Raw genomic sequence first — 22,690 nt, forward strand, 5'->3', positions numbered from 1 at the left:
CGAGGGGGAGAGGACGCACCCGGCGGTCGGCTCCGGTGCCGGCCACCAGGTCTTCCCCGGGGGAGAGGACGTCGCTCACGCCTGGGAGGGCGTCTCGCGGGAGCCTTGCCCGCCGCTCCCGCCGCTTTCGCCCTCGGCTCCGTCCTCGCGGACCAGGAAGGGCGCCAACAGGTCGGGCACCGCCGCGTCCGCCCAGACCAGCCCCTGCTCCAGGCCCACGTCCTTGGCCGCGTACATCCTCTGGCCCGCGGCGGTCGTGGCCGCCACGTCGGCCAGATCCACCCGGCGCTGGAAGGGCGAGCGCGTGATCCGCCAGCCGATCACCGCCGACCGCTCCAACGCCACGGTGTCGCGCGTCGCCATGCCGCTGCGCACCACCAGGAAGCGCGGGTGCGTCCCGTGGCCGAGCCCGCGGTAGGAACCCACGGCGTACCAGAACGCCACCACGGCGACCAGCACGGCCAGGAACGCCCAGCCCCAGCTCGGCGTCGTCTCCACCGCCCGCGACGCCAGCGGCACCGGGATGATCTCCTCCTCGATCTCGTGGACCGCCTCCCACCACGCCTGCGTCGCGAGCGTGTGCAGCCAGGCGAGGGCGATCGAGACCGCCACTCCCAGCAGGGCCACGACTCCCGCACGGGTGAACCGGCGGCGCAGCGCGGCGCGCGGGTGCCGGGCCAGGGGCACGTCCAGGGGCGAGTCGTCCTCCCGCAGCAGCGCCGCGGCCAGCGCGCGGGCGCGACCGACCGGCATGGGCGGGGACAGGCGGCTCTTGGCGCTGGTCTTCTCGTCGTCGGCCGCGGCCAGACCGGTCGCCACCGCCCGCACGTCCGCGCCGCCCACCGAGCGCAGCACGAACGGCTGGTGCAGGGTGACGCCGTTGAGGCGGCGCCCCTCCACCGACAGCGACACACTCGTCAGCAGGCCGCGGCGCAGCCGGACCGAGCCGTCGGCCTCCCGGGTGAGCCGGTAGTTCCACCAGGTCTCCACGGCGACGGCGGTCAGCACGACCACCCCCGACAGCAGCAGGACCAGGAGGGACGCGGGCACCACGACCAGCAGCCGGGTCATCACCATCGAGGTGAGCTCCTCGGCGGTGGGCAGGTTCGCCTGCTCGGACGCCCACTCCCAGGCCCAGCCTCCGGTCTGGGCGTTGAAGCCCACCAGCGCGGCGATGAAACCGACACCGATGCCGAGCGTGGCGGTGGTCGCGGGCGCGTAGGCGAACCACGCCCGGTTGAGCCGGGCCAACTCGACCTCCCCGGTCTCCTCGGTCTCCTCGGTGTCGTCGGCGGACCCGTCGGTGCCGGTGGTGGCCGCGCCCGCACCCGTGGCCGGTCGGCGCAGCAGCAGTTCCCGCCGCAGCCGCTCGCCCTGCCCGGCGGTCACGTAGAGCAGCTGGAACTGGTCGGAGCCGCCCTGTTCGCCCGTGCCGACCGTGACCGAGCACAGGCCGAACACGCGCACGAAGATCGGCGCGTTCACGTCCACGGTGCGCACGCGCTCACGGGGGATGGAACGGTAGGCCTTGGCGACGACGCCCGAGCGCATCTCCACCCGTTCGGCGGTGACGCGGAACCGGGTGGCGCGCAGGCGTAGGAGGTCGATGGAGGTGAAGAACGCCAGGAGCGCGATCGTGCCGGGGATCGGGGCCAGTGCCCACCAGGGCAGAGGGGCGAAGAGGGCGATCGCCGCGGTGCCGATGACGGCCGTCGGGACCAGGAAGATCCCGGCGGCGACCGCCCCGGCCCACACGCTCAGCGGGTGCAGTCCCTGCCAGTCCCCGGCCGGTTCGCTCCCCGGACCCGCGTGCTCCTCCGGAGCGGAGCCGGTCTCGGAAGGCTCGGAACCGGCCTCCGGTCCGCTGCCGGTCGAGGACTCGACCGCCTGCCCGGTACCGGTCGTGGATTCGACCGACGGCCCACCGTCGTGTGCGGGCCCGGCCGCCCGCTCGGTGTCGCCCGAGGGCCCGGTCTCCTGGCCGCCGTCGGCCGCCTGATCGGTTCTCCGCTCGTGGTCGAGGTCGGACTCGACCGGGGGCGTCGCCGGGGGAGCGGGGTCCTGGGCGCGCTCCTCGGGGCGGAAGTCGTCGGGGCCGCTCATGTGGCGTCTCCCTCCGTGGCCTGGGTGGTCTCGGTGAGCTGGTCGGCCACCCGGGTGGCCAGTTCGTGGTCGAGTCCGGAGATCTCCAGCGGACCGGCCGCCGAGGCGGTGGTCACGGTCACGCTCGACAGCCCGAACACCCGCTGGAGCGGGCCGCGCGCGGTGTCCACGGTCTGGATACGCGACATCGGGGCCACCCGCCACTCCTGCCACAGCCATCCGCTGGCGGTGTAGACCGCGGTGTCGGTGACCTCCCAACGGTGGACCCGGTAGCGCCACACCGGCATCGCCACGGTGACCAGCAGGCCGACAACGCCGATGACGGCGGTGGCCGGCACGAGCCAGGGGCGCGCGGGCTCGAAGATGACGGCGGGGATCGCGGGTGCGGCGGTCAGGACCACGGTCACGGCCAGTGCGCGGGTGGTCCACCACAAGATCGCACGCCGGTCCACGCGGTGGTGGGGTGGGCGCAGTCGCAGAGCGTCGGTGCTCATCGCGTCCGCCTCTCTTCATCGTCCGGGCCCGGGGGCGGGCCGCCTCGTAAAAGTGATATCACAATGCTATTGTCGTGTCATCACCACGAGAGGACGGTAGAACCGATGAGCGAACCCGCAGCGACCATCACCCCAGCTCCGCGGTATCGGGAGCGCGCGGCCTTCGGCTACGACGGGATTCCGGTGGCCGCGGCCTGTGCGGTGCTGACCCTGGGCGGCGTCGTCCTGGCCCTCCTGCCGACCCTGGGAGCCCCGGTCCTCCTCGTCGCCGTGGGCGTCGTGCTCGCCCTCGTCGGCGCGGTACCGGCCCTGGGCCTGACGATGGTCGCGCCCAACCAGGCCCAGGTCGTGCAGTTCTTCGGCCGCTACGTCGGCACCATCCGCACCGACGGCCTGCGCTGGGTCAACCCCTTCACCGTGCGCAACTCGGTCTCCACGCGCATCCGCAACCACGAGACCTCCGTCATGAAGGTCAACGACGCCTCAGGCAGCCCCATCGAGATCGCCGCGGTCGTGGTCTGGCAGGTCCAGGACACCGCCCGGGCGAGCTTCGAGGTCGACGACTTCGTGGAGTTCGTGTCCATCCAGACCGAGGCCGCCGTCCGGCGCATCGCGGGCGAGTACCCCTACGACGCCCACGGCGAGGACACGGAGCTGTCCCTGCGCGACAGCGCCGACGTCATCACGGAGAAGCTCGCCAAGGAGGTCGCCGACCGCGTCGAGGCGGCGGGTGTGGCCATCGTCGAGTGCCGCTTCACCCACCTGGCCTACGCGCCCGAGATCGCCCACGCGATGCTCCAGCGCCAGCAGGCCGGAGCGATGATCGCCGCGCGGCAGCAGATCGTGGAGGGCGCGGTGGGCATGGTCGACCGCGCGCTGGCCCGCCTGTCCGAGGAGGAGGTCGTGGAACTGGACGAGGAGCGCAAGGCCGCCATGGTGAGCAACCTGCTCGTGGTCCTGTGCTCCGACCGCCCCGCCAGCCCCGTCGTCAACGCCGGGACCCTGTACCAGTAGCTCTCGGGGGTGGCATGTCCGATCGCAAGAAGGTGCTGCTGCGGCTCGATCCCGCCGTCCACGACGCGCTCGCGCGCTGGGCGGGGCAGGAGCTGCGCAGCACCAACGCCCAGATCGAGTTCCTTCTGCGCCGCGCGCTGGACGAGGCCGGACGGATGCCGAAGGACGCCGGGGGGATGCCGCGACGGGGGCGGCCGCGCAAGCAGGCCCCGGAGACGGACGAGAACGGTGCCTGACGGTGCCGGGCGACCTTGTGCGAGGTCGCCCGGCACCGGCGGGCGCTGCTACGCGGTGGCCTCGTCGGACCCGCCGATGTGCCTGCGCCAGTCGCCCGCGCCGACCAGCCAGTGCGGAACGACGCTCAGCGGGAAGGGCAGGTCGGTCTTGAAGATCGTCTCGCCGGAGACGGTGGCGACTTCCCGGTACACGCCGTTCTCCAGGCAGAGTTCGGTGATGCTCGGCAGAGCGCGGTCTGGATTGATGATCCAGTACGAGCGGACGCCGAACTCCTCGTACTCGCGCCGCTTGGTGTGGTGGTCGCGGATGGCGCTCTCGGGAGGGACCACCTCGACCGCCAGGAGCGGCGGCTTGGTCAGATAGGGGCTCTCCTCGTCGGCGGCGCGGAGCACGGCCAGGTCCGGAACACGGTGGTGGGAGCGGTTACCGTTGACGTTGATGCCCGGGGTGGCCACGACCTCGAACTCTTCCGGGGCGAGCGCGTTGAGATGGTACGTCAGCCGGGACTCTACGCGGCTGTGCAGGAAGACCGGTGCGGGCGACACGTCAAGCCGTCCGTCGACCAGCTCGTAGCGCCGTCCGTCGTCCGGCATCCGCCTGAGGTCGTCCACGGTCAGTGGGCGATCCGCTTCCGTATCCGTCTTGCCGGTTGTCATAAGACTCGTGATGCCTCCTTGCTCGCATGGTGGCCGGTCTTTCGTCACTCTCCGTGGTCCGGGGAGGGAACCCGGATATTCGTGAATATGAGACGGTCCCCTTCATCTCCAGCGGGTGACCTTTTCCTCGGCCCTGGCGCGGGTAGGCCTGAAGGGCGGGGCCGCGCCCGCGCCGGAATCCCCTCCGGTGCCGAGACGTCCCGCCGGAGGTGAGCGCCGGTGCCCGGCCACATCGAGTTCGAGACCACGTTCAGCGTCGACACCGACGCCGTCCTGCCCGACCTGTCCGATCTGGCGCCCGGCGGCATCGAGCGGCGCTCGCACGAGCTGGACGCCACCTACGTCGACACCGCGGACCTGGGCCTGGCCGCGCGAGGCGTCACCCTGCGCCGCCGCACCGGCGGTACCGACGCCGGCTGGCACCTCAAGATCCCGTGGGGCGAGGGCGCCAAACGCGAGTTCCACGCCCCCCTGGGAACCGACACCGACACCGCTCCCGACGAGCTGGCCGGCCTCGTCCGCGCCACCGCCCGCGGCGCGGAGCTCCGTCCGGTCGCGCGGATCGCCACCCGGCGCACCGAGTACGCGCTGCGTGACGCCGACGGGACACCGCTCGTCCTGGTCGCCGACGACACGGTCACCGGCGAGGCCACCGGCGCCGACTCCACCACCTGGCGGGAGGTCGAGGTGGAACTCGCCGACGGGGACCGCGCGCTCCAGGAACGCGTCGGCGAGCGCCTGGCCGCGGCGGGCGCGGTCCCCTCCGCCACCGGGAGCAAACTGCTGACCGTGCTCGGCGACCGCGTCCCCCGGCCCGTGCTCCGCCCCGCGCCCCGGTCCTCGGGCGGCACCGCGGGCGACGTCGTGCGGACCTACCTCTGGGACCAGGTCGAGCACCTGCTCGTCCACGACCCCCCGGTCCGCCTGGACGAACCCGACGCCGTCCACCAGATGCGCGTGGCCACCCGCCGCGTCCGCGCCGTGCTCCAGGTCTTCCCCGGGGCCCTGCGCCGGGACGCCACCCGGCCGGTCGCCGACGAGCTGCGCCGCCTGTCGGGCGTGCTCGGCCTCGCCCGCGACCTGGAGGTGCTGCGCGAGCGCTGCGAGTCCTGGCTCACCGAGCTTCCGCAACGCACCGCCGGACACCGGCTCACCGGGGCCTGGCTCCGGGCGGTCGACGACCACCGCGCGGTCGAGCGGCGCCGCATCGACGAGGAGCTGGCGGGTGCGCGCTACCTCGCTCTCCTCGACGCCCTGGACGGTCTGCGCACCGACCCGCCGCTGGCCGAGAGGGCCGGTGGGCAGGCGCGCACGGTCCTGGCCGAGGACCTCGCGCGGTCCTGCCTCCGGATGGCCGACGCCCATGACCACGCGACGGCCGCCCGGGACGCCGACACACGCGTCACCGCCTGGCACGAGGTCCGCAAGGCCGCCAAACGCACCCGCTACGCGGCCACCCTGGCCGCCCCCGCCCTGGGCCGCCCGGCCAAGCGCGTGCGCTCGTGGGCGAGCCGTCTGCAGGAGGTCCTGGGCGAACACCAGGACGGCGTGGCGCTGCGCGCCTACCTGGAGGAGCACGCGCACACCCTGGTCGCGGCGGACGAGGACCGGGACGCGGCCCTGGTGAGCCTCGGCGCCCTGGCCGGGGCGGAGGCCGTCCGGGGAACGGCGCTCATCGAGGAGGCGGCGCGGGTGTGGGCGAAGGGCCCCGATCCGCGCGACCCCCTGGCCGCGCATACCGGGCGGCGTCCTGGGTAGGCGCGCCGGTGAGGCCGGTGAGCGGGAGCCCGGCGGGGCCGGTGGAGCGAGGGCGTTCGCCTGTGACACGGCCGCGGGGCCGCTCCCGCGGGCCGTGGCCCGCGGGGAACCCGAGGCCGCTCGGCCCCGTCGCTCTCGCCGCACCCCGGGAGTCAGGAGGAGGTACGACATGATCGCCTACCAGTCATTGGTCGACCACGTCGGCGCGCACGAGGGAGTCGGCGACGCGGAGGAGGCCCGGCGCGCGATCGGCGCCGTCGTCTCCGTCGTGGCTCCACGGGTCGCGCCCGACACCCGGGAGAGGCTGCACGCGGCCCTGCCCCCGGCGCTCCAGGGACCCGCGGAGCAGGAGGGGGCGGCCGAGACGGGACTGACCGACTCCGGAGACGTCGCCCGGCGCGTGGCGCGCGAACTCGGCCGCCGACCGGAGCGGGGCCTGTACCTGGCCGGTGTCGTCCTCTCGGAGATCGCCGAGTCCAGTCCGGACCTGCGTGAGGGGCTGGCCGCGTCGCTGCCGGAGGAACTCGCGGCCTGGGTCACCGATCCCGTGGGCGCGGCCGGCCGGTCCGACACGGGTGAGTCGGATGCGCCGAGCCGACTCGACGAGGAGACCCTGCGCGCCGCCCTGGGCAGGCTGCCCGACTGGGAGGGCGACACCCACGGGCTGACCAGGACCGTCCGGCTGCCGTCCGACCGGGTGCGCCCGCTCGTGGACGCGGTCGAGCGGATCGGCCGGGACATGAACCACGGGGCGTACCACGAGGTCACCGACGACGGTGTCGCCTTCACCGTGCGGACGGCCTCGATCAGGGCGGTGACCACGCGCGACATCGAACTGGCCGAACGCATCGAGCAGGCGGTGGCCGAGGTCGGCTCGGGCGGCCGTCCGGGACCGTGACCGAAGGGCTTGTGGAGTGCGGCCGAGCGGTCCCGGGCCGGGGCCCTGTGGCTCTGGCACCAGGAGCCCGGTGTGGCGACTGTAGCCCCGCGGTTCCGGCTCTGACTCCGCGACCGCGACACCGACCTCGGGACCGACCTCGGGACCGGGGCACTTCGGCCCGGGCCCGGGCCCCGGCGCCTACCCCAGTGCGGCGGCCGCGGCCCGGCCCGCGGTGCGGCCCGAGAACAGGCAGCCGCCCAGGAACGTGCCCTCCAGGGCGCGGTAGCCGTGCACGCCTCCGCCGCCGAACCCGGCGACTTCACCCGCGGCGTACACCCCCGGCAGCGGGGTGCCGTCGGCGCGCAGCACCCGGGCGTCGAGGTCGGTGTGCAGGCCGCCCAGGGTCTTGCGGGTGAGGATGTGCAGGCGCACGGCGATCAGCGGGCCCGCCGCGGGGTCCAGGATCTGGTGCGGCGACGCCACCCGCGCGAGCCGGTCGCCCCGGTACCTGCGGGCCGCGTGGATGCTCATGACCTGCACGTCCTTGGAGAAGGGGTTGACCAGTTCGCGGTCGCGGGCCACCACCTCGCGGGTGACGGTGTCGGCGTCGAGCACGCCGTCGCCCGCCACGGCCTTCATCTTGTCGATGAGCGCGGGCAGCCGGTCGGCGACCACGAAGTCCGCCCCGTGCTCCTTGAAGGCCTCCACCGGCCCGGGCGCCCCCGGCAGCACCCGCTTGAGCACCAGCTTGAGGTCCTTGCCGGTCAGGTCCGGGTTCTGCTCCGAGCCCGAGAGCCCGAACTCCTTCTCGATGATCTTCTGGGAGAGCACGAACCACGTGTACTCGTGCCCGGTGTGCATGATGTGGTCCAGGGTGCCTAGGGTGTCGAACCCGGGCAGATAGGGCGCGGGCAGCCGCTTGCCGGTCGCGTCCAGCCACAGCGACGAGGGGCCGGGCAGGATGCGGATGCCGTGCCGTGCCCAGATGGGGTTCCAGTTCTGGATGCCCTCGGTGTAGTGCCACATGCGGTCGGGGTTGATGACCTGGCCGCCGGCCTTCTCGGTGATGCCCAGCATCCGGCCGTCGACGTGCTCGGGGACGCCGGAGAGCATGTGCTTGGGCGGCGTCCCGAGCCGCGCGGGCCAGTTCCGGCGCACCAGGTCGTGGTTGGCGCCGATCCCGCCGGAGGTGACCACGACGGCCTGCGCGCCCATCTCGAACTCGCCGACCGAGTCCCGGTTGCTGGCCTGGCCGCGCTCGGTGCCGCTGGGCGCCAGCACGGTGCCCCGCACCCCGGTGACCGTTCCGTCGCTGACCACGAGGTCGTCGACCCGGTGCCGGAAGCGCAGCTGGACCAGCCCCCGCTCGACCGCGGCGCGCACCCGCCGCTCGAACGGCGCCACGACGCCCGGACCGGTGCCCCACGTGATGTGGAATCGGGGCACCGAGTTGCCGTGCCCGCCCGCCAGGTAGCCGCCGCGCTCGGCCCACATGACGATGGGGAACCACCGCATGCCCATCGCGTGCAGCCAGGCGCGCTTCTCCCCGGCGGCGAAGTCGACGTAGGCCTCCGCCCACTTGCGCGGCCAGGCGTCCTCGGGGCGGTCGAAGGCGGCGGTGCCCATCCAGTCCTGCAGGGCCAGTTCCGCCGAGTCCCTGACCCCCATCCGGCGCTGCTCGGGCGTGTCCACGAACATCAGGCCGCCGAACGACCAGTGCGCCTGGCCGCCCAGGGAGTGCTCGGGTTCCTGGTCCAGCAGCAGGACCCGCTTGCCCGCCTCGGCCAGTTCCGCCGTGGCGGCCAGTCCGGCCAGTCCGGCTCCGACGACGATCGCGTCGGCCTGCTCGATGCTCATGGACCCGTCCCTTCGTCGTGCCGCGCGGGGCACAGCGTGCGCGATGATGACGACTCTGGCCCCGGAGCCCCCTCCGGACAAGGCCGGTGTGTGTTCCGCGCCATATCCTTTGTCACCGGGTGACAAGACCCGGGGTCGATGGCACCATGGTCCGGCCGTGGCCCGCACACGGTGCTCCGGACCCGGAGCAGACCGTGCCGCGCGGGCCGGGCACCCGTCAAAGGAATCCCCCGTGTACTTCCATCCCCCGACCTTCGAGGCCGGTCCCGTGGCCACCGCGATCGGCCTGGGCGTGATCGCCTACCTCCTCGTCCTGCCGTTGGTCCTGCGGCGCCTGAAGTCGCCGTCCACGCGGCCGGGGACCCCGGCGTCCCGCGTCTACCGGTTCACGTGCTGGGCGAGCCTGGGCGAGGTGCTGGCGGCCATGGCCTTCGTCGGCACCGCCACCGTCGTGAGCGTGGCCGACGTCGGGCTGGCCGCGCCGACCGTCTACTGGTTCGGCGACAACCCGGCCGCGACGATGGTCGCCCTTCTCGCCTACTGGGGGTGGCCGCTCCTGATCGTGGGCGTCGCCGTCCAGATCCGGGCCGGGGCGCGCCAGCGTGCCAAGATCGCGCGGGGCGAGGCCGAACCGCCGAGGCTGCCGCCCGGAACGGCCGCGCTCCTGCCGCGGAACGCGGGTGAGCGGGCCTGGATGGTGACGGCGTCCAGCGTGGGCGCGCTGGGCACGTTCGCCGTCGTCCACGCGGTGCTCGTCCCGCTGCTCCTGGTCCGGTTCGGGCTCCACCCTGGGGACGTGGTCCTGGGCGTCGCCCTACTCTCCGGTTGGGCCCTGTCCCACGGGGGCTGGCGCAGCGCGCTCACCATGGCGCTGTTCACGGCCCTGACCACTGGCGCCTACCTGTTCGTGATCGCGGGATCCCTGCTGTTCCCGCTGCTCTTCTGGGGGCTGTTCACCGCCGTGAACATCCTGGGCATCATGCACCTGAGCCGTGACCGGCCGCCGTCGGTTCCAACGAAGCCGGAGACCGACGGCTCGGCCAAGGAAGTCTGAGCCCTCAGGCGCCGAAGCGGACCAGCGACCGGCCGCCCTGGCCCCGGCGCATGCGCTCGAAGGCCTCGGGCACCCCTTCCAGGGAGATCTCGTCGGTGATCATCGCGGACAGCTTCAGATCGCCCGAGCGCACCTGCTCGGCCAGCACGGGGATGTCGCGGGCCGGGTCGCTGGACCCGAACACGCATCCGCGCAGCGTGCGTGCCTGGTGGAACAGCTCCAGGGCGTTGAAGCTCACCTCGTCGTCGACCCTGCCGAGTCCGACGACGGTGACGGTGCCCCCGCGCCGGGTCGCCTTCCACGCCGCGCGCACGACCTTGGCCGACCCGACGACCTCGAAGACGTGGTCGGCGCCCCGGCCCTCGGTCAGCCCGCGCACCTGCTTGGTCAGTGTCGTGTCGGCCACCAGGAAGTCGGTGGCGCCCAGCGACCGGGCCAGGTCCTCCTTGGCGGGGGAGACGTCCACCGCGATGAGGGGGTCGGCCCCGGCCAGGCGGGCCGCCTGCAGCAGCGACAGGCCCACGCCGCCCAGGCCCATCACCACGGCGGACTGGCCCGGGCGCACCCGCGCGGAGTTGTTGACCGCTCCCCAGCCGGTGATGACCGCGCAGCCCAGCACGGCCGCGACCGACGGGTCGATGCCGTCGGGCAGGGGGACGACGGCGTGCGCGGGCACGACCGTGGCCTCGGCGAAGGCGCCGGTGCCCAGCCCCGGGTAGACGGGGGTGCCGTCGGTGAGCGCCGCGTAGGGCGTCAGCATGCCGTCCAGGGCGTGCTCGCACAGGTGGGGCTCGTCCTGGCGGCAGAACCAGCACTCGCGGCACGGCGGCGCCCAGTTGAGGATCACCTGCTGGCCCGGCATCACACTGGTCACGCCCTCGCCGACGGCCTCGACGGTCCCGGTGCCCTCGTGTCCCAGGACGGCGGGCATCTTCTGTGCCAGGGTGCCGTTGGACAGGGACAGGTCGGAGTGGCAGACGCCGGCGGCGGCGATGCGGACCCGCACCTGGCCGGGGCCGGGGTCGGGAAGGACCACGTCGCGGATCTCCGGGGGCGCGTCGATCTCGTGGAAGACGGCGGCCTTGACGGTCGTACTCATGGGGGCGCTCCAATCGCGGACTGCCGTGACCCTAGCAATACCGACCGGTTGGTACATCTTTCGGGTGGGGCGTGCTGGGCTCCTGCCATCGTGCTCCCCTGACGGGGGAGACGGGAGCGGCGTTTTGACGAAATCGCCGAACTCCTGGCGGGGACTTTGGGGAAATCGCCATCGTGGCCGCCCTGTCCCGCGGGTATCTTCGTCGCGTCCGTGCGGACGGTGTGACGCCGTCCACACCTGCTCACCGCCGGGGGCACGGCCGCCCGGCGCGCGTCTGGGAGGTTCCATGGCTCGATCCGGGGATGCGGTACGGACCCGGCGGCACTACCTGATGTGCCCGCCCACCTACTTCGCCGTCGAGTACGCGATCAATCCCTGGATGGACCCGGCGGCAGGTGTGGACCGCGCGCGGGCGATCCGGCAGTGGGAGGGCCTGCGCGACCTGTACCGGTCGCTGGGCCACCGGGTCAGCGAGATCACCCCGATCGACGGCCTGCCCGACATGGTCTTCGCCGCCAACGGCGCCCTGGTCGTCGACGGCCGGGTCTACGGCGCCCGCTTCGCCAGTGCCGAGCGCACCCCCGAGGGGCCCGCCTACCTGGACTGGTTCCGCCAGGCCGGGTTCACCGAGACCCGCGAGCCCAAGCACGTCAACGAGGGCGAGGGCGACTTCATCACCCTGGACGAGGTCGTCCTCGCGGCCACGGGCTTTCGGACCGAGGCCGCCGCCCACCAGGAGGCCGAGCGCTTCCTCGGCCGCCCCGTCATCACCCTGCAACTGGTCGACCCGCGCTTCTACCACCTGGACACCGCCCTGTTCGCGCTCTCCGGCGACCAGGTCGCCTACTACCCGGGCGCCTTCTCCGACGGCAGCAGGCGCGTCCTGGCGTCGCTGTTCCCCGACGCCCTGCTGGCCACGGAGGAGGACGCGGCCGTCCTGGGGCTCAACGCGGTCTGCGACGGGACCGACGTCGTCATCGCGGCCGAGGCCGTGGCCCTGGCCGAGCGGCTGCGCGGCCTGGGCTACCGCGTGCACCCGGTGGAGCTGGACGAGCTGCGCAAGGCCGGTGGCGGCGCCAAGTGCTGCACCCTGGAGATCCGCGACGCACGCGACTGACAAGTCGGGGGCGGCGAAAACGCACCCATGTGCGCATCCCGGTCACTAAACGTGGCCGGATGTGGGAAATACCACTCTGGGTCAGGCTGGACTTACTGATAGCTACTGGTCACGCGCGTGGGACCGCTCTCGGGCCGTCGGGGGCCGCCGGACCTCGGGACGATGGCCCCTGGTCAAAAACGCCCCGGCCCCTAGGGTTTGGAGATGTGAAGACCAAACAGCGCCGACTACCGCGTCGGGTCCGGGAACAGCAGATGATCGACGCCGCCGTCACCGCTTTCTCCAAGGGCGACTACCACACGGTACGCGTGGAGGAGATCGCGGAGGCGGCCGGTACGTCCAAGCCCACCGTCTACCACTACCTCGGCTCCAAGGAAGGTCTGTTCACCGCCTGTGTGCGCCGGGAGGCCGAACGGCTCATCCAGGCCATCCGCAGGGCCGTCCACGAGCCCCCGGCCGACGCCGGGGACGACCCCCTGCGCCGTGGGATCCAGGCCTTCTTCACCTACGTCACCGAGAACCGCGAGAGCTGGACGGTCCTGTACCGCCGCGCCGCCGTCCAGGGCGAGCCCTTCGCGGCCGAGGCCACCCGCGTGCGCGAGCGCGTGATGGCCGAGATCGTCGACCTCGTCACCACCTGCACCCGAGGCGCGCCCGGCGCGACGGCCCCCCACGACCGCCGCTGCCCTGACGCCAAGGACGCCCAGCTGATGGCGCGCATCGCCGTCAGTACCGCCGACGCCTTCGCCGACTGGCTCGTGGAGCACCCCGAGGAGTCGCCCGACGCCATGGCCGGGCACGTCACCGAGCTCGCCCGCTCCCACCTGGGCGAGAACCGGGCCGGCGCCGCACTGTGAGGAAGACGAGGGTCCCCGCTGTCCCCGTGCCGTCCGGCACGGGGACGACTCGTCCGACCTGACGACCCGTCACACGCGCACGCCCGCCGGAACGGCGCCGTGAGGACTCCGGCGCGCCCACCCGGTGACCCGCGCCCAGGACGATCCGGTTCGCCGGGGACCACCGGTCGGCCCGTCCACGGCACCCGCACTCATGCGCTTCCGTCGCCCGTTGCGCCCCGCGCACTCGTGCGCGTCCGCCGACCGCGGCGCCCGGCACTCCGTCTCGTCCACGGTCCGCTCGCGCTTCGCGAGAGCCTGCCGCCCGTGGCGATCTCACCTTCCGCCCGCCTTTCGTGGCCCGGTGACCGGCGCTCTCTGCCTCGCCTGCGTTCCTGCCGCGTGCGGCGCCTCTGTCCGGTGCCGCGTGGGTCCGTGGCGCCCGGCGCCCCCCGCCTCGCTCGCGTTCCTTCGGTGCCCGTTTGCTGACGTGGAGTGGTCGTTTCCTGCCTTCGCGGGTGGTTTGACCAGCTATGGGCTTTAGGTTAGCCTCCCCTTGCTTTGGTAAGGCTGCCCTCAGGAGTTTCCATGCCCCGTACCTCCCGCCCCTTGCGGGTCCACCCCATCGTGCTGCGCCGTGCCGAAGTGACCAGGGTGGTCGACGTCACGCCCAACATGCGCCGGCTCACGCTCACGGGGGAGGACCTGGCGGCGGGGACGATGGGCGAGGGCTTCGAGCGCCCCCCGTTCCGGTCCGACGGGTTCGACGACCACGTCAAGCTCGTCGTCCCGTCCCAGGAGGGCGCGCTGCCGCGGATCGGGACCCAGGAGGAGAAGCGGTTCGCCTGGAACCCCGAGGTCGTCTCCCAGACCCGCGACTACACGGTGCGCTCGTGGGACCCCGAGGCCAACACCTTCGACATCGACGTCGTCCGCCACGACCACGGCCTGGCCGCGGCGTGGGCGTTTCGCGCGCGGCCGGGCGACGAGATCCACTTCGCGGGCCCCAAGTCGTGCGCGCTGCGCAACGACGAGGCCGAGTGGCACCTGCTCGCCGGTGACGAGACCGCCCTGCCCGCGATCGGCCGCTGGCTGGAGGAGGCGCCCGAGGGCACCCGGGGCCACGTGATCGTCGAGGTCCCCACCGAGGCCGACCGCCAGGACGTCCCGACCGCGGCCGACGTCCGGATCGAGTGGCTCGTGCGCGGCGACGCACCCGCGGGCACCGGCACCGGGCTCTTCGACGCCGTGCGGCGGGTGGCGGTACCGGACGTGCGCGTCTACGCCTGGGTCGGCGGCGAGGCCATGACCATCGCCCCCATCCGCCGCTACCTGCGCACCGACCTCGGGCTCCCGAAGGAGGACGTCGAGGTCGTCGGCTACTGGCGCCGCCCGAAGACCGACGGGGCGAGCGACGCCGCACCGCGCGACGACGCGGAGCGCCTCGAACCCGTGGCGGCCGACGACGAGAAGTCGCCCCGGGAACTGCTGGAGGAGGTGCACGAGCTGACCGAGCTGGCGCCGCCGATCGTCACGCGCGCCGCCGTCACGCTCGGCATCGGCCCCCTCATCGCCTACGGTGTCTCCACCCTGGCCGAACTCGGTCGCGAGACCGGCGTGGAACCCGCGCGCCTGGCGGTCCTGCTCGACGCGATGGCCGCGCTGGGCCTGGTCGAGCGCGACGGCGACCGCTACCGCAACACCGCCCGCGGCGGCGTCCTCATGGAGGACTCCGCGATCGAGGAGCTCTCCCTCGACAACCCGGCCAACCGCGAGGCGCTCGCCCTGGTCGACCTCGTCGACGTACTGCGCTCGGGCCGCACCTCCCCGCGCCTGGGCGACCCCTCCTGGCGGGGGCGCCGGGCGGCCGACCCGGCCCTGGACTCCGTCCACCAGGACCGTGCCGCGGACCAGCTCCAGTTCGTCCTCGAACCCCTCACCCGCCTGGCGCCGGTCGCCTCCGCGCGCACCCTGGCCGTCGTCGGCGACGCGGCGCCCTTCGTGGCCTCCCGCGTCGCGCGCGGGCGCACCGTCCACCTGCCCGGCCCGGCCGACGCCGCGTGGGCGCCCCACGACTGCGCCGTCCTCGTCGGCGCCCTGGAGGGCCGCGGCGACCAGGAGGCGCTCGCACTGCTGCGGGCCGCGCTCTCCGCGGGCCCCGCCCTGGTGCTGGCCGAGCGCACCTCCGACAAGGCCGCCACCGACGACCACGCCGCCGAGCACGCCCTGACGAGCCTGGCGGTCACCGGCTCGGTCCTGCGCACCAGCGCCCGGATCGGGGAACTCCTGCGCGCCGCCGGGGCGTCCAGGACCGAGACCACCCTGCTGGGGTGGGGTTTCGGCCCGTACGGAACCGTGACCGTGGCGCATGGCTGAGACCACCGTCCCGGCGCGGGACGACCGCGCCGCCGTCACGGAGGCGGCCGGGGCCCCGAGCCGCGCGCGGACGCCGCTGATCCTGCTGGGCCTGCTGACCGCCCTGGCCCTGGCCGCCCTGGTGAGCCTGTTCGTCGGTACGGAGGGCACCGCGCCGCCGCGCGTGCTCGCCGCCCTCTTCGGCGACGGGGAGCGCGAGGTGCGGGTCCTGGTGCTGGAGTACCGCCTGCCGCGCACGCTCGTCGCGATCGCCGTGGGCGCGGCCCTGGGCGCCGCGGGCGCCCTGATCCAGGCCTACACCCGCAACCCCCTGGCCGACCCCGGCATCCTGGGCGTCAACGCGGGGGCCTCGCTCGGCGTGGCCCTGGCCATCTCGACGGGGGCCTCGGCCACGGTCGGCACCCTCGTCTGGCCCGCCCTGGCGGGGGCGTGCACGGCCACGATCGCCGTCCTACTCCTCGCCTCGACGGGACGCGGACCGGCCACGCCCGTGCGGATGACCCTGGCGGGCGTGGCGCTCACCGCCGTCCTCGGCGGCGTCGCGACGGGCATCCGGCTCTTCGATCCCAGCACGTTCGAGCGGTACCGCGCGTGGGTGGCGGGATCGGTCGCGGGACGCTCGCTCACCGACCTGGCGGGCGTGGCGCCCTACCTGGTCCTCGGCCTGGTCGTCGCGCTGCTCCTGCTGCGGCCGCTCAACGCCCTCTCTCTCGGGCAGGACCTCGCCGCCTCCCTCGGTGTCGACACCGCGCGCACACGCGTGCTCACCATCGGCGCGGTCGCCCTGCTCGTCGGCGCCGCCACGGCCGTGGCCGGTCCGATCGGCTTCCTCGGCCTCATGGCACCGCACGTGTGCCGACTGCTCGTCGGCAACGACCACACCCGGATCATCCCGATGTCGATGCTCGTCGCCCCCGTGGTCCTGCTCGTCGCCGACACCGTGGCGCGCGTGCTCATCCCGCTGCGCGAGATGCCGGTCGGCGTCGTCACGGCCTTCGTGGGCGCACCCGTGCTCATCTGGCTGATCACCGACCGGAAGGTGCACACGCAGTGAGCGTCCGACTCAGGGCCGAACAGGGCTCCGTGGTGCTGCGGGCGACCGGCCCCGTCCCCGCGTCGGGGCGGGTCGGCGTGCGCGCGGTCCTGGTCTGCGCGGGACTCGTCGCGGCGACCGGGGCCGTGGTCTTCGCCTCCCTCATGCTCGGCGCCGTCGTCTACACGCCCGCCGAGGTCGCCCTGGCGCTGTTCGGGGACGCGCCGGGCTCGGCGGAACTGTTCGTCGTCGAGTGGCGCCTGCCGCGCGCGCTGGCCGCCGTGGTGTTCGGGGCGATGCTCGGCGTGGCCGGGGCGCTCTTCCAGTGCGTCACCCGCAACCCGTTGGGAAGCCCCGACATCATCGGCTTCACGGCGGGCTCCTCGGCCGGGGGCGTCGCCGTGGTGGCCTTCGTCGGTTCGGGCTACCTGCTCGTGGCCGGTGGCGCGCTCATGGGCGGCCTCGCTGTCGCGGCGATCGTGCTGCTGCTCTCGCGCGGCGGCGGCGTGGCGGGATTCCGCCTGGTCATCGTGGGCATCGGCCTGAGCGCCATGCTCGCGAGCCTGGAGACCTGGTTCGTGCTGACCGCCGACCTCGATCTCGCGCAGGTCGCGGCGCTGTGGGGCGTCGGGTCGCTCAACGCCACGAGCTTCGAGTACACGGGCACGGCCATGGTCGCCGGACTGGTCGCGCTCCTGGCCACCGGCGCGGCCCTCGGCCGACGCCTGGGCCTGCTCGACCTCGGCGAGGACGTCTCCGCCTCCCTCGGAGCGAGCCCGTCGCACACGCGCCTGGGCGCGGTCGTGGCGGGTGTGGTCCTGGTGGCCGTGGTGACGGCCGCGGCCGGTCCGATCGCGTTCGTCGCGCTCGCCGCCCCGCACATCGGACGGCGGCTCGCCGGATCGACCGGTGTCTCGCTCGGCCCGGCGGCCTGCGCCGGAGCCCTCATGCTCGCGAGCGCCGACCTCGCGGCCCAGCACGCCGTGCCCGAGCACTCGTTCCCCGTCGGCGTCGCCACGGTCGCCGTCGGCGGCGTGTACCTCGTCACCCTGCTCATCCACGAGAACCGTAAGGGGACCCTGTGAGTACCTCCGACGGCCGCGGGTCCGCCCCGGCGCCGCCCCTGCGGGCCCACGACATCACCATGGCCTACGAGCGGCGCGTCATCGGTGAACACCTGAGCGTGGACATCCCCGACGGCGGGTTCACGGTCGTCCTCGGCCCGAACGCGTGCGGCAAGTCCACCCTGCTCCGCTCCCTGTCGCGCCTGCTCAGACCGCACGCCGGAACCGTCTACCTCGACGGCAAGGACATCCACCGCACCCGCGCCAAGGACGTGGCCGTGCGGCTCGGCCTGCTGCCGCAGTCGGCCGTGGCACCCGCGGGCATCTCGGTGTTCGATCTCGTGCGCCGCGGCCGCTATCCGCACCAGTCGATCCTCTCCCGCTGGTCGGAGCAGGACGAGCGGAGCGTGCGGCGCGCCCTGGACCAGACCGACATGGCCGCGCTCGCCGACCGCCCGATCGACGAACTGTCCGGCGGCCAGCGCCAGCGAGCCTGGGTCGCCATGGCGCTCGCGCAGGAGAGCCCGCTGCTGCTGCTCGACGAGCCGACCACGTTCCTGGACGTCTCACACCAGATCTCACTGCTCGATCTGTTCGCCGACCTCAACCGGACGGGCGGGCGGACGATCGTCGCCGTGCTGCACGACATCAACCACGCGGCCCGCTACGCCGGGCACCTCATCGTGATGTCGGGCGGACGCATCGTGGCCGAGGGGAGTCCGGACGAGGTCCTCACCGCAGAGCTCCTCGACGAGGTCTTCGACATCGACGCCACCATCATCGAGGACCCCGTCAACGGCGGCCCTCACGTCATCACCCGGCACCGCGGCCGCGAGGCGGCCGCGGACGGTCCCATCCGAAAGGTCACCCCATGAAGTCGTCGTCCCCCACCCTCCTGGCCGCGGGAGTCACGGCCCTCGCCCTGGCCCTGGGCGGCTGCGCGTCCTCCTCCGACGGCGAGGGCACCGGCGCCCAGGAGCAGGAGGAGACCCGCACGGTCACCGACGCCACGGACACCGAGGTCGAGGTCCCCGCCGTCCCCGAGCGCGTGGTCACGCTGCACTACGCCGCCACCCAGCCCGTGCTCGACCTGGGCTTCACCCCCGTCGGCCAGGGCGTCTTCGAGGAGGGGATCATCCCCGAGGAGATCGCCGACGAGGTCGAGCAGGTCCCGGTCGTCACCGACATGGTCGAGCCCGACCTGGAGGCGATCGCGGAGCTGGAGCCGGACCTCATCCTGGCCCCGAACATCTACGAGGAGGAGGTCGCCGAGCAGCTCCGGGCCGTCGCCCCCGTGTACACCTTCACCCTGCGCGGCGGCGACCGCGCGCGGTGGGAGCAGCGCACGGAGGAGATCGCCGACGCGCTCGGGGTGCCCGACCGCGTGGAGGGGCTCGCGGAGGAGTTCGAGGCGCGCCAGCAGGAGATCGCGGAAGAGTACGCCGACGAGATCGAGGGCACCACGGTCGGCGTCATCGGGTCCTACGAGGAGAACAGCGTCTACGTGTGGGGTGAGGACAACATGACCGGCACGCTGCTGCTGCCGCTCGGCTTCACCTGGTCCGAGCAGGAGAACGAGATCGTCGCGGACGAGGACGAGCCGGAGGCCGTGCTGTCCAACGAGAAGCTCACCTCGGCCGTGGGCGACGCCGACGTCCTCTTCCTCGACTCCAACCTGCGCGGCGAGATCAACCCCTTCATGGAGGACCTGCAGGCGACCGCGCTCTACGAGGAGCTTCCCGCCGTGCGCGACGGCCGCGCCTACCCCGCGGGCAAGAACACCGTCGCGGGCTACACCGACGCGCACTACACCCTCGACCGGGTGGAGGAGGCGCTGCGGGACATGCGGGAGGAGTAGCCGGACGGGGGAGGCCGGGAGGCGGGCCCGCCATCGGCGATCCGCCCCCCGGTCCTGCGGCCGGGCCCCTGGCCCCCCACCCGCGGCCCGGCACATGCCGCTCGGCCCCGGCGACGCGCCTCCCGGCGCTGCGGCCGGGGCCCGTCGCAGAACGGGCCCCGGCCGCACGCACCCCGGTCAGCCCAGCGAGCTCATCACGTGCTTGACGCGGGTGTAGTCCTCCAGGCTGTAGGCGGACAGGTCCTTGCCGTATCCCGAGTGCTTGAACCCGCCGTGCGGCATCTCCGAGGTCAGCTCACCGTGGGAGTTCACCCAGACCGCGCCGAAGTCCAGCTCGGCGCTCACGCGCATCGCCCGCGCGTGGTCGGCGGTCCACACCGAGGACGCCAGGCCCTGGTCGACCCCGTTGGCCAGCTCGACGGCCTCGGCCTCGTCGGCGAAGCGCTGCACCGTCACGACCGGGCCGAAGACCTCCTCGCGCACGATCTCGTCGTCCGCGCGCAGCCCCGACACCACCGTCGGCGCCAGGAAGAAGCCGCGCTCGCCCACGCGCTGCCCGCCGGTCTCCACGACCGCGTGCGCGGGCAGCCGCTCCAGCAGCCCCGTCACCCGCGCGAACTGGTCGGCGTTGTTGAGGGGTCCGAAGTCGCCGTTCTCCCCGCTCGGCAGCCCCGTGGTCTGCTCGGCGGCCAGGCGCGCCAGCTCCGCCACGAACGCGTCGTGCACGCCCTCCTGCACCAGCACCCGCGTCGCTGCGGTGCAGTCCTGCCCGGCGTTGAGGAAGCCGCCGGCCACCACGCCCGCGGCGGTCGCCGCCACGTCGGCGTCGTCGAAGACCAGCACCGGCGCGTTGCCGCCCAGCTCCAGGTGCAGCCGCTTGAGGTCGGCCGACGCCGCCCGCGCCACCTGCACGCCCGCCCGGGTGGAGCCGGTGATCGACACCAGGCGCGCGGCCGGGTGCTCCACCACCAGGCGGCCGGTGTCGCGGTCGCCCACCACCGTGGACAGCACACCCGACGGCAGCACGTCCGCGGCGATCTCGGCGAGCATGACCGTGGTGGTCGGTGTGGTCTCGGCGGGCTTGAGCACCACCGTGTTCCCGGCGGCCAGCGCCGGACCGATCTTCCACACCGCCATCATCAGCGGGTAGTTCCACGGCGTCACGCCCACGCACACGCCCACCGGCTCGCGGCGGATCCAGGAGGTGTGCCCGCCCATGTACTCGGCGGCGGCCCGGCCCTCCAGGTGGCGCGCGGCCCCGGCGAAGAAGCGCAGGGTGTCCACGCAGAAGGGGATCTCCTCCTCCAGCATGGAGGCGCGCGGCTTGCCGGTCTCGCGGCACTCGGCGTCGGCGAACTCCTCGGCCCGCGCGGCCAGGGCGTCGGCCAGGCCCAGCAGCACCTCCTGGCGCCGCGCCGGGGTGGCCTCCCGGCGCCAGCTCCGGAAGGCGCGGGCGGCGGCGGTCATGGCCGCCTCCACCTCCGGGGCCCCGCAGATCCCCGCCCGGCCGGCCACCTCGCCGGTGACCGGGTCCACCAGGTCCAGGACCCGGTCGCCCCCGGGCAGGACGGGGGCGCCGTCGATGAAGCTCGGCAGGATGTCGAACGCGTGCGTACGCATGGTCTCTCGTCTCGTCGGTCGGTGTGGGACGTGCGGGTCAGCGCGCCACGGGGACGCGGTCGGGTTCGTCGCCGCTCTCGGCACAGGGGACCCAGCGCGGACCCTGCGGACCGAAGACCTCCCGGGGCTCCGGGAAGACGGTGACGGCGACGGGGTAGACGACCGCGGCGGTCAGCAGCGCCGCGGGCAGGCTCAGGTCGATGCCGCCGGCCAGGTCGCCCAGCGGGCCGACGAGCATCGGGGTGTTGGCGAACAGCAGTCCGGCCGCGGCGGCCAGCGCCCAGGCGGCCGTGCCCCGCCAGTTCACGCCGCGGGTGAACCAGTAGGCGCCGCCGCGGCGGCCCTCGTTGAACACCTGCAGGTCATCGACCAGGTAGTGGCCGCGCCGGAACACGTATCCGAGCATCATCACGACCATCCACGGCGAGGTGAGCAGCACGATGAGGATGGCGAAGGCGTTGATGGTCTCGACGATGTCGAACAGGAAGGTGCCCACGAAGATCAGCACCAGCGCGAGCGATCCCACCACCACGGTGCCCTGCACGCGGTTCAGCCGCGGCACCAGGGAGGAGAAGTCCAGCCCTGTTCCGTACAGCGCGGTCGTGCCCGTGGACAGGCCACCGATCAGCGCCACGAGCAGCAGCGGCAGGGCGTACCACAGCGGTGAGGCCACGGCCAGGCCCGCGACGTAGTCGCCCGGGTCGGCCACCAGCGTGGCCGTGGTGAGGCCGAAGCCGAACGGGAGCAGGGTGGCGACCTGGGCCAGGAACGGGGCGGCCAGCAGCGACCGGGTCGACCACGTGGCCGGGATGTAGCGGGCCCAGTCGCCCAGGAACCCGCCGAAGGACACCGGGTTGGACATGATCGTGAGCACCGCGAGCACCCACGTCGGCCAGAAGCCGCCCAGCAGGTAGTCCCCGGTCCCGGCGAAGGAGGGGTCGAAGGAACCGCCGTAGGCCACCGCGCCCAGCAGCATCAGCGCGCTGCCGGCCACGACGGCGACCTTGTTGATCAGCAGCATGAACTGGTAGCCGTACACGCACACGGCGAACACCGCCAGCGCGATCACGCCGTAGGCGGTCGCGCGCAGCCCCTGGCCGCCCTCGAAGCCGAAGCGCGTCGCCGCGCCCACGATCGCGTCACCGCTGACCCACACCGAGATGGAGAAGAAGGTGACGGCGGTCAGCAGCGACAGCAGGGAGCCCAGCGAGCGCCCCACCACGCCGAAGTGCGCCCCGGAGGAGACCGCGTTGTTGGTGCGCGTGCGCGGGCCGAACAGCGCCATGGGCGACAGGATCAGGGCGCCCAGGACCACGCCCACCAGCGTGGCCGCGGCCGCGGCGGCGAAGCCGAGCCCGTAGGCGATCGGCAGGGTGCCCAGGATGATGGTGGCGAAGGTGTTGGCGCCGCCGAAGGTGAGGCGGAACAGGTCGAAGGGGCGCGAGGTCTGCGCCCGGACCGGGATCGGCGCGACACCGAAGGCCTCCACCTCGGTCACGCGCTGCGGCGCGCCGGTGGCCGGCGTGTGGTCGGGTGTGGACACGGGGTCCTCCTGAAGGGCGTGCCCCTGGTCGGGGGATGGGGATGGGAGCGCGGCGGGAGTGCCGCAGGGCTGACGCGCGGCGGGCGGGTGG

19 protein-coding genes are annotated in these 22,690 nt (G+C 73.6%); 12 read left to right on the forward strand and 7 right to left on the reverse strand.

The genetic code is table 11. The annotated features are described in order from the left end of the window. Positions 1-75: 75 nt before the first annotated feature. Both ADL05_RS27895 and ADL05_RS27900 read right to left on the reverse strand, forming a co-directional pair. Positions 76-2,103 (reverse strand): PH domain-containing protein, encoded by a 2,028-nt coding sequence (locus tag ADL05_RS27895; RefSeq protein ID WP_053619998.1) that lies wholly within the window; start codon positions 2,101-2,103, stop codon positions 76-78. After that, positions 2,100-2,597, reverse strand: coding sequence for a PH domain-containing protein (locus ADL05_RS27900; RefSeq protein WP_053619999.1), 498 nt, complete (start codon positions 2,595-2,597; stop codon positions 2,100-2,102). The genes ADL05_RS27895 and ADL05_RS27900 overlap by 4 nt, the downstream gene beginning before the upstream one ends. A gap of 105 nt (positions 2,598-2,702) precedes the next feature. Here ADL05_RS27900 and ADL05_RS27905 point away from each other — a divergent pair, with 105 nt between their 5' ends. Beyond that, positions 2,703-3,611 carry an SPFH domain-containing protein gene (locus ADL05_RS27905; protein WP_053620000.1) on the forward strand — a complete coding sequence of 303 codons (909 nt, stop codon included), beginning with the start codon at positions 2,703-2,705 and terminating at the stop codon, positions 3,609-3,611. A gap of 14 nt (positions 3,612-3,625) precedes the next feature. Then, a complete protein-coding gene (locus ADL05_RS27910) occupies positions 3,626-3,847 on the forward strand; it encodes a hypothetical protein (protein WP_053620001.1) in 222 nt (73 codons plus the stop codon). 48 nt (positions 3,848-3,895) lie between these two features. Here ADL05_RS27910 and ADL05_RS27915 read toward each other — a convergent pair whose 3' ends face one another. After that, positions 3,896-4,504: a Uma2 family endonuclease gene (locus ADL05_RS27915; protein ID WP_053620002.1), complete on the reverse strand. Its 609-nt coding sequence runs from the start codon at positions 4,502-4,504 to the stop codon at positions 3,896-3,898. 219 nt (positions 4,505-4,723) lie between these two features. On the opposite strand from ADL05_RS27915, the gene ADL05_RS27920 reads away from it, so the two are divergent. Next, positions 4,724-6,262, forward strand: a complete 1,539-nt coding sequence (locus ADL05_RS27920) for a CYTH and CHAD domain-containing protein (RefSeq protein WP_053620003.1) — start codon at positions 4,724-4,726, stop codon at positions 6,260-6,262. A 169-nt stretch (positions 6,263-6,431) separates the two neighbouring features. Continuing rightward, entirely contained in the window at positions 6,432-7,160 is a 729-nt protein-coding gene (locus ADL05_RS27925) for a DUF2267 domain-containing protein (protein WP_053620004.1), read from the forward strand. 180 nt (positions 7,161-7,340) lie between these two features. Here the strand turns inward: ADL05_RS27925 and ADL05_RS27930 are convergent, their stop codons facing one another. Further along, positions 7,341-8,999, reverse strand: coding sequence for an FAD-binding dehydrogenase (locus ADL05_RS27930; RefSeq protein WP_053620005.1), 1,659 nt, complete (start codon positions 8,997-8,999; stop codon positions 7,341-7,343). 232 nt (positions 9,000-9,231) lie between these two features. On the opposite strand from ADL05_RS27930, the gene ADL05_RS27935 reads away from it, so the two are divergent. Then, positions 9,232-10,053, forward strand: coding sequence for a hypothetical protein (locus tag ADL05_RS27935; protein ID WP_053620006.1), 822 nt, complete (start codon positions 9,232-9,234; stop codon positions 10,051-10,053). 4 nt (positions 10,054-10,057) lie between these two features. On the opposite strand, the gene ADL05_RS27940 is transcribed toward ADL05_RS27935, so the two are convergent. Beyond that, on the reverse strand, positions 10,058-11,152 hold the full coding sequence (locus ADL05_RS27940; RefSeq protein ID WP_053620007.1) for a Zn-dependent alcohol dehydrogenase: 1,095 nt from the start codon (positions 11,150-11,152) through the stop codon (positions 10,058-10,060). Positions 11,153-11,438: 286 nt separating this feature from the next. Here ADL05_RS27940 and ddaH point away from each other — a divergent pair, with 286 nt between their 5' ends. The 7 genes from ddaH to ADL05_RS27975 all read left to right on the forward strand — a co-directional run bounded on the left by ddaH (position 11,439) and on the right by ADL05_RS27975 (position 19,436). Then, positions 11,439-12,269 (forward strand): dimethylargininase, encoded by an 831-nt coding sequence (ddaH, locus tag ADL05_RS27945; RefSeq protein WP_053620008.1) that lies wholly within the window; start codon positions 11,439-11,441, stop codon positions 12,267-12,269. Positions 12,270-12,475: 206 nt separating this feature from the next. Further along, positions 12,476-13,126: a TetR/AcrR family transcriptional regulator gene (locus tag ADL05_RS27950; protein ID WP_197285959.1), complete on the forward strand. Its 651-nt coding sequence runs from the start codon at positions 12,476-12,478 to the stop codon at positions 13,124-13,126. 567 nt (positions 13,127-13,693) lie between these two features. After that, a complete protein-coding gene (locus tag ADL05_RS27955) occupies positions 13,694-15,481 on the forward strand; it encodes a siderophore-interacting protein (RefSeq protein WP_053620010.1) in 1,788 nt (595 codons plus the stop codon). Then, a complete protein-coding gene (locus ADL05_RS27960) occupies positions 15,474-16,535 on the forward strand; it encodes an iron ABC transporter permease (protein ID WP_082376948.1) in 1,062 nt (353 codons plus the stop codon). Before ADL05_RS27955 ends, ADL05_RS27960 begins: the two co-directional genes overlap by 8 nt. After that, on the forward strand, positions 16,532-17,599 hold the full coding sequence (locus ADL05_RS27965; protein ID WP_053620011.1) for an iron chelate uptake ABC transporter family permease subunit: 1,068 nt from the start codon (positions 16,532-16,534) through the stop codon (positions 17,597-17,599). The genes ADL05_RS27960 and ADL05_RS27965 overlap by 4 nt, the downstream gene beginning before the upstream one ends. A 59-nt stretch (positions 17,600-17,658) precedes the next feature. After that, a complete protein-coding gene (locus ADL05_RS27970) occupies positions 17,659-18,453 on the forward strand; it encodes an ABC transporter ATP-binding protein (protein WP_053620088.1) in 795 nt (264 codons plus the stop codon). Further along, positions 18,450-19,436, forward strand: a complete 987-nt coding sequence (locus ADL05_RS27975) for an ABC transporter substrate-binding protein (protein ID WP_053620012.1) — start codon at positions 18,450-18,452, stop codon at positions 19,434-19,436. The genes ADL05_RS27970 and ADL05_RS27975 overlap by 4 nt, the downstream gene beginning before the upstream one ends. Positions 19,437-19,613: 177 nt before the next feature. Here ADL05_RS27975 and ADL05_RS27980 read toward each other — a convergent pair whose 3' ends face one another. Further along, positions 19,614-21,056 carry an aminobutyraldehyde dehydrogenase gene (locus tag ADL05_RS27980; RefSeq protein ID WP_053620013.1) on the reverse strand — a complete coding sequence of 481 codons (1,443 nt, stop codon included), beginning with the start codon at positions 21,054-21,056 and terminating at the stop codon, positions 19,614-19,616. Between the two features lie 37 nt (positions 21,057-21,093). Beyond that, positions 21,094-22,599: a cytosine permease gene (locus ADL05_RS27985; protein WP_053620014.1), complete on the reverse strand. Its 1,506-nt coding sequence runs from the start codon at positions 22,597-22,599 to the stop codon at positions 21,094-21,096. Positions 22,600-22,690: the final 91 nt, after the last annotated feature.

This window comes from Nocardiopsis sp. NRRL B-16309 (genome assembly GCF_001279585.1).
Lineage (GTDB): Bacteria > Actinomycetota > Actinomycetes > Streptosporangiales > Streptosporangiaceae > Nocardiopsis.

What these genes read in the sequence shown, in the direction of transcription:
- ADL05_RS27895 (WP_053619998.1), bottom strand. Translation starts at nt 2,103, where the DNA reads ATGAGCGGCCCCGACGACTTCCGCCCCGAGGAGCGCGCCCAGGACCCC.
- ADL05_RS27900 (WP_053619999.1), bottom strand. Translation starts at nt 2,597, where the DNA reads ATGAGCACCGACGCTCTGCGACTGCGCCCACCCCACCACCGCGTGGAC.
- ADL05_RS27905 (WP_053620000.1), top strand. Translation starts at nt 2,703, where the DNA reads ATGAGCGAACCCGCAGCGACCATCACCCCAGCTCCGCGGTATCGGGAG.
- ADL05_RS27910 (WP_053620001.1), top strand. Translation starts at nt 3,626, where the DNA reads ATGTCCGATCGCAAGAAGGTGCTGCTGCGGCTCGATCCCGCCGTCCAC.
- ADL05_RS27915 (WP_053620002.1), bottom strand. Translation starts at nt 4,504, where the DNA reads ATGACAACCGGCAAGACGGATACGGAAGCGGATCGCCCACTGACCGTG.
- ADL05_RS27925 (WP_053620004.1), top strand. Translation starts at nt 6,432, where the DNA reads ATGATCGCCTACCAGTCATTGGTCGACCACGTCGGCGCGCACGAGGGA.
- ADL05_RS27930 (WP_053620005.1), bottom strand. Translation starts at nt 8,999, where the DNA reads ATGAGCATCGAGCAGGCCGACGCGATCGTCGTCGGAGCCGGACTGGCC.
- ADL05_RS27940 (WP_053620007.1), bottom strand. Translation starts at nt 11,152, where the DNA reads ATGAGTACGACCGTCAAGGCCGCCGTCTTCCACGAGATCGACGCGCCC.
- ddaH (WP_053620008.1), top strand. Translation starts at nt 11,439, where the DNA reads ATGGCTCGATCCGGGGATGCGGTACGGACCCGGCGGCACTACCTGATG.
- ADL05_RS27955 (WP_053620010.1), top strand. Translation starts at nt 13,694, where the DNA reads ATGCCCCGTACCTCCCGCCCCTTGCGGGTCCACCCCATCGTGCTGCGC.
- ADL05_RS27960 (WP_082376948.1), top strand. Translation starts at nt 15,474, where the DNA reads ATGGCTGAGACCACCGTCCCGGCGCGGGACGACCGCGCCGCCGTCACG.
- ADL05_RS27970 (WP_053620088.1), top strand. Translation starts at nt 17,659, where the DNA reads ATGGCCTACGAGCGGCGCGTCATCGGTGAACACCTGAGCGTGGACATC.
- ADL05_RS27975 (WP_053620012.1), top strand. Translation starts at nt 18,450, where the DNA reads ATGAAGTCGTCGTCCCCCACCCTCCTGGCCGCGGGAGTCACGGCCCTC.
- ADL05_RS27980 (WP_053620013.1), bottom strand. Translation starts at nt 21,056, where the DNA reads ATGCGTACGCACGCGTTCGACATCCTGCCGAGCTTCATCGACGGCGCC.